The following is a 7,194-nucleotide window of genomic DNA, read 5'->3' as shown; positions in this document are numbered from 1 at the left end:
TTGGGTACATTCGGGTGTATCCGAGGTACATATCGATAGTTATGGATTCACAGAAAGCTCCCAGCGGACAACCAGTCTCGTTGCGGACAGAACGGCAATGATCGAAGGCATGGTCATCGAAGCGGCACCGGCGACGCCGGTGGTCAAGAGCAGACGGTCGCGGCTGTCGGCGCTCTGGCTGCCCGCGACGTACAGCTATGTCGGGCTGCTGACGCTGATCACGGTGGCGCTGACCATGGTGAGCGCCAAGAACGAGACGCGAATCGTGCTGCACGCCAGCACGAATCTGCACAACCTGACCAAGGGCCGTTTCGGGACCCTGTTCTCCAGCGCGTTCCTGGTGGGTGAGGGCGCGGCCACCGTCTTCATCATCGTCCCGCTGCTGGCCTGTCTGCTGGCCTTGGCCGAGCGCCGATTCGGTGCCGTGAAGCTCGTGCACACCTTCTTCATCGGCCATGTCGGCGCAACCGTGCTGGTCGCCGTCGGTCTCTGGGTCGCCGTGCGCTCGCACCTGATGCCGAACAGCATCACCATGGTCGAGGATGTCGGCGTCAGCTACGGCACCATGGCGGTTGTCGGCGCGCTCATCGCGGTGCTGCCCGCGCATCGCCGTTTCGTCTGGGCGGCAAGCTGGCTCACCCTCGCGCTGGGTGGCGTGATGGTGTGGCACACCTTCACCAATGTCGGTCATTTTCTCGCGCTGTGCCTCGGCCTCGGTGTCGGCCGGCTCATGATTCGCCGCCAGGTGACGCCCTCGCATCCCCTGAACTGGCCGGAAACCCTGCTGCTGGCAGTCGGTTCCGTTTTCGCCTGCCTGGTGCTGTTGGCCTGAGCCCTGGTCACTAGACTCGACCGGTGCGCCTTGTGATTGCTCGCTGCCAGGTCGATTACGTTGGCCGTCTGACCGCCCACCTGCCCATGGCCCGTCGTCTGCTGATGATGAAGGCCGACGGCTCGGTGCTGGTCCACTCCGATGGCGGTTCCTACAAGCCGTTGAACTGGATGAGCCCGCCGTGCTGGCTGGAGGAGCGCGAGACCGACTCGGAGACAAGCCAACTCTGGGTGGTCACCAACAAGGGCGGCGAGGAGCTGCGCATCACGGTCGAGGACATCGAGCTCGATTCCAAGCATGAGCTCGGCGTGGATCCCGGCCTGGTGAAGGACGGCGTCGAGGCGCACCTGCAGGCGCTGCTGGCCGAGCACATCGAAACCCTCGGCGCGGGTTACACGCTGATCCGCCGCGAATACATGACCGCCATCGGTCCCGTGGACATCCTGTGCCGCGACGCCGACGGCGCGACGGTCGCGGTGGAGATCAAGCGTCGCGGCGAGATCGACGGCGTCGAACAGCTCACCCGCTACCTCGAACTCCTCAACCGCGACCCGCTGCTGGCCCCCGTCGCCGGCGTCTTCGCCGCCCAGCAGATCAAGCCGCAGGCGAAAACCCTCGCCACCGACCGCGGCATCCGTTGCCTCACCCTGGATTACGACGCCCTCCGCGGCACCGAGTCCGACGAATTCCGCCTGTTCTAACCTCGATACCATGTCCCGCCGGAAAGCCAGAGCCAAGGGCGCGGCGCGGTCCCACCGGGAACCGCGCCCCCTGGGCGACGTCTTCGGCCGCACCGAACCCGGCCCCGGCACCGACGAAACCTTCATCGTCCGCACGGTCCCCGGCACCCGCGCCATCAAGCCGTACCGCTGCCCCGGCTGCGACCACGTCATCCCACCCGGTACCCCCCACATCGTCGCCTGGGCCCAGTCCGGCGGCGAAGACGACCGCCGCCACTGGCACACCGGCTGCTGGAACGGCCGCAACACCCGCACCATCACCCGCCGCTGGTCCTGAGCATTCGACCCCCGAGAACTGGGGGCGTTCGTAACCCGGTCCCTGTAAGGCGGGAACGCTACCCTTCCACGAACTGAAACGAATGCATTTCGCTAGGGGATTGGATTGCGAACAAACAATATCGGCCTGGCAGTGGTGGGCGCCGCGGCGACGATGATGGCCTTCCGCGGTTCGGGCGTGGCGACAGCGGAAGTGCTGTCGCTCAGCGTCACCGTCGGTGACTACAACCACGGCGAATCGTGGGACATCGGGGCACATACGTCGGGATGCACGGGTCCGACGTGGATTCTGGACAATGGCACGGCGATCGGGAAGTCGCCTTTCGAGGCCATACGTCCCTACTGCGAGAATGGCGGCCAATGGATGGGCGTGCAGTGGCGGCCGACGACCGTCGGCGCACATCACATCGTGGTGGAGCAGCGGAATACCGATGGCACGGTGACGAGCTCGATGTCGAAGGACGTCGAAGTGAAGCAATTGCCTTGCCCGCTCATCGATTCCGGCAGCGCGGGCTATATCGCGTGCTCGGTGGTGTCCGGCAGCAAGTTCTAATCGAGGCCGACTTTGACAACGCCGCGCACGAGGCCCAGCAGAAGGATGCGCAAATCAGCGCGGACGGCAAGCCTCTACCCCTTGTCATCACCGGCGATCCCGACTCCCCGGCTGCCACGGACGCCCGCCAGGCCCAACAGGACAATGTCGAAACCTATGCCGCCGCAATTCGATTGGCGCGCGGCTTCCGTCTGCAGGCCGCCAAGGCCATCGGTGACATCGTCAAGCCGATCGTACCGACGGGCCACGTCGCCGACTTCTCCCGGGACAAACGCGTCACCCTCGCCGACTGGAACACCGCCCACGACGCATACGCCGCCAAGGCCGAACCCATGCCCTTCGACGATCCGGTCGGCCTCGGCCACATCGACGCGGTCAGGGACCTGAAGGACCTGGAGACCGAGCTTGCCGCGGCGGAGAACGGAAAGGGCGAGTTGCCGCTGTCGAATGCGTTGAACGCCAAGGTTGGTGATGTGGACAAGTTCCTGTCCGAACTGGAGAAGCTAGCTCCCGAATCGCTGAGCTTCCTGAAGGGGCAGAATCCGGATTCTGCCCGCGCTTATGACTACGGTGCCGCCGCGATCGGTCTGGGTGCCGGTGCCGCCTGGAGGGTCGGGATTACCGCAGGGGCCGCGGCGCTGAGCGTCACCGCACCGGCTCGGGTCTGGCCTTGGCCGGTGGTTGTCGGTGTCGGCGACGTGGCGTTCGAGGGATTTCACGAGCATTGGGCGGAAGATATCCATGATCGTGGTGGGGTGGTCTGAAATACGGTTCGGCGAACACCCTGTCCAACGCCGGTGACGACATGAAGGACCGCTGGAAGAGCGCCTCGGGTGCGACGACCAAACTCTGGCACAAGATCTTCTGACCGAATGATGGAGTCGACGGTGATCACCCAGCCCGACATCCCCAAGGTTCCGCTACTGGGGCGGTCCTGGTACGTACGCGGGGTCGGCTATTGGCTCCGACGGGTGCGGTTCTTGTTCGTCTTCCTCCTGGTGGGCGTGTTTCCCGTGTGGATCTCCGCAATCGTCGTCTCGATGATCGTCGAGAACACCCGGTCGTGGGGGCGGATCGTATTGCTGACGCTGATCGCGCTCGGGTTCGGCTGGAGTCTGGTGATGGGTTTCAGGTCCGTGCTGCAGCAGCGGCGGGAGGAGAGCCGGATCTTGGCGGGCGGGACCGCGGCGGCGGCGACCGCGGGAAGCCGGACGGGTGGAGCCGGAGCGGGTCTCGCGCTCGGCGCTGCCGGTCTCGGTGGCTCGCCGATTGCCGTGCTCTTGCTGTTCGTCGGTCAGTTCTTCGTCGTCGGCTGGCTCTTGGCCCTGTTGGTGACGTCGCTGGGCCGCTATCTGGGACCCGATGAGGCTCGTGCCGTCGTTGCCGTCCGGGAATGGTACGTCCAGCACCCGGAGATCCCGGACGAGCAGCGCCCCAAGCAATTTCGGCGCTGATCGCGGCGCGACCGAGAACCCTAGGATCCCGAAAGTCCAGCGGCCCAAGCGATTCCGGTGAGCGGCCGATGCGATTCGGCCTGTGGTGAGCGGGCGCGGGCGACTGCGGGCATAAGGAAGGCCGCTTCCCGGAAGAGAAGCGGCCTTCGAACGGATGCGGGTTGTCGCCCGGGTCGGTGAATTAGCTGGAGATGTCGGCGTTTTCGCGCTCGTCGACAAGGTCGTCGTCGTCACGGGCGTCGGCGATGGCCTTGCGGCCGCCCTTGATGGAGCGCTGTTCCGGTGCGCCGTCGAGGAGTTCGCTCTCGCGGTTGACGGCGGCGAGCATGGCCGGGACGGAGTCGAGCTGGCCGCGGATGCCGAGCAGCTGGGCCAGGACGCGGCCGCGCAGCACGCGCATTTCCTCGGCGAGTTCCTTGGCGTGCGCGATCTTTCGATCGGCGGTGTTGGTCGCCGAGGTGATGAGGCGGTTGGCCTCGTCGGTGGCGTCCTTGATGCGCTGGGCGGCCTCGGCGCGCGAGGTGGCCTCCAGCTCCTCCATGGCGCGGGTGAGCTTGGTGCGACGCTCGGCCATGGTGACCTCGAAGTCCTGCTGCGTGGCCTTGCGCTTGGCCTCGGACTCCTTGGTGAGGCGGTCGGCCTCGGCATTGGCGGCTTCGACGATCTTGGCGGACTCGGAGCGCGCGTTCGCGAGGGTCTGCTCGAATTCGATTTCGAGCGCTTCGCGCTTCTCCTTGGTTTCGGAGAGGAGCGATTCGTACTTCCCACGCATTTCGGTGGCCTGCTGCTCGGCGATCGAGATCATCTCGGCGGCCTCGGCCTGGGCCTGCGCGCGCACCTCGGAGGCCTCGTCGGAGGCCAGGCGCAGCATGCGGGAGATGCGATCGGACATGCCTTCGGCGGTGGTCGGCGGCACCGAGAGCCGGTCGACCTCCTTACGGAGCTCGTCGATCTCGTCTCGGGCATCCTCGAGCTGGGCCGCCAGATTGCGGGCCTGCGCGGCGGCGGCATCGCGGTCGGTGGCGGTGACCCTTAGCTCGGCATCAAAACGGTCGAAGTAGTTACGCACCTCGTCACGGTCATAGCCCTTCCGCACAACGGTAAAGGGCAGTGCAACGAAGCGATTACGATCGGGCTCAGTGGACGACATGCCCCACAAACTACAGCCTGACGACCACTGATGGTGACCCGACCGCGAATGTTGTTACAGCCTCTTTAGGGTGCCGGATCCCGGTACTAGTGGGTAGTTTTCGACGCCGGTTCGACCAGTTCCACCAGCACACCGCCAGCATCCTTGGGGTGGATGAAATTGATGCGGGAACCAGCGGTTCCAGCTCGGGGGTCTGCGTACAGCAAACGCAAGCCCCGTTCACGCAGTTGCGCGGAAACGGCCTCGACATCGGTGACCCGATATGCGAGCTGCTGCAGGCCAGGCCCGTTTCGATCGATGAACTTGGCAATCGTCGACTCCTCGTTCAGCGGAGCCAGCAACTGAAGAGCAACCGATCCTTCGGGCGTGCCGGGGACCGACAGCATGGCCTCGTGCACGCCCTGCGCCGCATTGATCTCCCGATGCGTCTCGACCATGCCGAGATTGTCCCGGTACCAGGCGACCGCCGAATCGAGATCGGGCACAGCGATTCCGACGTGATCGACTGCGACGACGTATTCCGACGGGATGAATTCGGTCTCCGTTGACGGCACCGCCACGGTGTTCGTTGACGGCACCGCCACGGTGTTCGTTGACGGCACCGCCACGGTGTTCGTTGACGGCACCGCCACGGTGTTCGTTGACGGCGCCGCCGTCGTGTTCTCGGTATTGCTCACACCACGAACGGTAGTGCGCACCCACATACCCTGCCCGAAGTGCCGGGAGTTACCGTGGAGTACCGCTCCGATGGTTGGCGGCGCGGCACCCATACGACGTAAGCGAGGCCCTCATCGTGTCCACCACCTCCGTCATCGTCTCCGGCGCGCGCACCCCGGTCGGCCGGCTGCTCGGATCGCTGAAGGGCTTCAGCGGCTCCGACCTGGGCGGCATCGCCATCAAGGCGGCGCTGGAGAAGGGCGGGGTCGCGCCCGAGCAGGTCGACTACGTGATCATGGGCCAGGTGCTCACCGCGGGCGCGGGGCAGATCCCGGCCCGGCAGGCCGCGGCGGCCGCCGGTATTCCGATGGATGTCCCGGCGCTCACCATCAACAAGGTGTGCCTGTCCGGTATCAACGCAATCGCGTTGGCGGACCAGCTGATTCGCGCGGGCGAGTACGAGATCGTGGTGGCCGGTGGCCAGGAGTCCATGACCAACGCCCCGCACCTGCTGGAGAAGAGCCGCGAGGGCTACAAGTACGGCGACGTCAACCTGCGCGACAGCATGGCCTTCGACGGCCTCTACGACATCTTCACCGACCAGGCCATGGGCGCGCTCACCGAGCAGCGCAATGACACCGACAAGATCAGCCGCGAGGAGCAGGACGCCTTCGCCGCCGCCTCGCACCAGAAGGCCGCCGCCGCTTGGAAGAACGGCGTCTTCACCGACGAGGTCGCGCCGGTCGCCATCCCGCAGCGCAAGGGCGACCCGATCCAGTTCGCCGAGGACGAGGGCATCCGCGCCGACACCACCGCCGAGTCGCTGGGCAAGCTGCGCCCGGCCTTCCGCAAGGACGGCTCCATCACCGCCGGTTCGGCCTCGCAGATCTCCGACGGCGCGGCCGCGGTGGTCGTCATGTCCAAGGCCAAGGCCGAGGAGCTGGGCCTGAGCTGGATCGCCGAGATCGGCGCGGCCGGTGTCGTCGCCGGTCCGGACTCCTCCCTGCAGGAGCCGCCCGCCAACGCCATCGCCAAAGCCTGTGCCAAGGAAGGCATTTCGCCTGCCGAGCTGGATCTGGTCGAGATCAACGAGGCCTTCGCCGCCGTCGGCATCGCCTCCACCCGCAAGCTCGGCATCGACCCGGAGAAGGTCAACGTCAACGGCGGCGCCATCTCCATCGGACACCCGCTGGGCATGTCCGGTGCCCGCATCGTCCTGCACCTGGCGCTGGAGCTGAAGCGCCGCGGCGGCGGCATCGGCGCGGCCGCCCTGTGCGGTGGCGGCGGCCAGGGCGACGCCCTCATCGTCCGCGTCAAGTAAGCGGTTTCGGCTATGACCGACGGCCCCGGCTCGAAATGAGCCGGGGCCGTTCGGTTTTGAGGGCGAGCGGTTTCGTCGGAGTTGGGGGCGTCGCCGCGAATTCCTGCCTTCGGGGGTTTGGGGCAAGGCCCCCGAAAATCTCCTCACCCGCTGAAAGCGGGTGTGACCAGCTCCACTACGGGCCGTCGTAGCCGTCCGGCAGAATGGTCAC

General features: G+C 66.2%; 9 protein-coding genes. 7 read left to right on the top strand and 2 right to left on the bottom strand.

Features of this window, described 5'->3' with window-relative positions; genetic code table 11:
* Positions 1–97 precede the first annotated feature (97 nt).
* The 6 genes from NS2_RS08795 (at position 98) to NS2_RS08770 (ending at position 3,855) form a co-directional block, all read left to right on the top strand.
* The gene (locus NS2_RS08795; protein ID WP_052086179.1) at positions 98–832 is read left to right on the top strand and encodes a rhomboid-like protein; all 735 of its coding nucleotides are present in this window, start codon (positions 98–100) and stop codon (positions 830–832) included.
* 23 nt (positions 833–855) lie between these two features.
* Positions 856–1,533, top strand: coding sequence for an endonuclease NucS (nucS, locus tag NS2_RS08790; RefSeq protein ID WP_033086749.1), 678 nt, complete (start codon positions 856–858; stop codon positions 1,531–1,533).
* Between the two features lie 10 nt (positions 1,534–1,543).
* A complete protein-coding gene (locus tag NS2_RS08785) occupies positions 1,544–1,849 on the top strand; it encodes an Rv1322 family protein (RefSeq protein ID WP_033086750.1) in 306 nt (101 codons plus the stop codon).
* A gap of 135 nt (positions 1,850–1,984) precedes the next feature.
* The gene (locus NS2_RS08780; protein WP_143161198.1) at positions 1,985–2,401 is read left to right on the top strand and encodes a hypothetical protein; all 417 of its coding nucleotides are present in this window, start codon (positions 1,985–1,987) and stop codon (positions 2,399–2,401) included.
* Positions 2,371–3,165, top strand: a complete 795-nt coding sequence (locus NS2_RS08775; RefSeq protein WP_033086752.1) for a hypothetical protein — start codon at positions 2,371–2,373, stop codon at positions 3,163–3,165. Before NS2_RS08780 ends, NS2_RS08775 begins: the two co-directional genes overlap by 31 nt.
* Before the next feature lie 123 nt (positions 3,166–3,288).
* Positions 3,289–3,855: a hypothetical protein gene (locus NS2_RS08770; RefSeq protein WP_143161199.1), complete on the top strand. Its 567-nt coding sequence runs from the start codon at positions 3,289–3,291 to the stop codon at positions 3,853–3,855.
* A 181-nt stretch (positions 3,856–4,036) separates the two neighbouring features.
* Here the strand turns inward: NS2_RS08770 and NS2_RS08765 are convergent, their stop codons facing one another.
* Both NS2_RS08765 and mce read right to left on the bottom strand, forming a co-directional pair.
* Positions 4,037–5,005: a coiled-coil domain-containing protein gene (locus NS2_RS08765; RefSeq protein ID WP_033086754.1), complete on the bottom strand. Its 969-nt coding sequence runs from the start codon at positions 5,003–5,005 to the stop codon at positions 4,037–4,039.
* Positions 5,006–5,091: 86 nt separating this feature from the next.
* A complete protein-coding gene (gene mce, locus NS2_RS08760) occupies positions 5,092–5,565 on the bottom strand; it encodes a methylmalonyl-CoA epimerase (RefSeq protein ID WP_033086803.1) in 474 nt (157 codons plus the stop codon).
* A gap of 233 nt (positions 5,566–5,798) precedes the next feature.
* On the opposite strand from mce, the gene NS2_RS08755 reads away from it, so the two are divergent.
* Positions 5,799–6,983, top strand: coding sequence for an acetyl-CoA C-acetyltransferase (locus NS2_RS08755; protein WP_033086755.1), 1,185 nt, complete (start codon positions 5,799–5,801; stop codon positions 6,981–6,983).
* The last annotated feature ends 211 nt before the right edge of the window (positions 6,984–7,194 follow it).

The sequence above is a fragment of the Nocardia seriolae NBRC 15557 genome, from assembly GCF_007990715.1.
GTDB classification, from domain to species: domain Bacteria; phylum Actinomycetota; class Actinomycetes; order Mycobacteriales; family Mycobacteriaceae; genus Nocardia; species Nocardia seriolae.
The sequence above is the reverse complement of the archived record's forward strand: the minus strand, read 5'-3'. Positions and strand labels throughout refer to the sequence as shown.

Bases quoted from the DNA above. Each gene is read 5' to 3' on its own strand.
- NS2_RS08795 (WP_052086179.1), top strand. From the start codon at position 98: ATGATCGAAGGCATGGTCATCGAAGCGGCACCGGCGACGCCGGTGGTC.
- NS2_RS08785 (WP_033086750.1), top strand. From the start codon at position 1,544: ATGTCCCGCCGGAAAGCCAGAGCCAAGGGCGCGGCGCGGTCCCACCGG.
- NS2_RS08765 (WP_033086754.1), bottom strand. From the start codon at position 5,005: ATGTCGTCCACTGAGCCCGATCGTAATCGCTTCGTTGCACTGCCCTTT.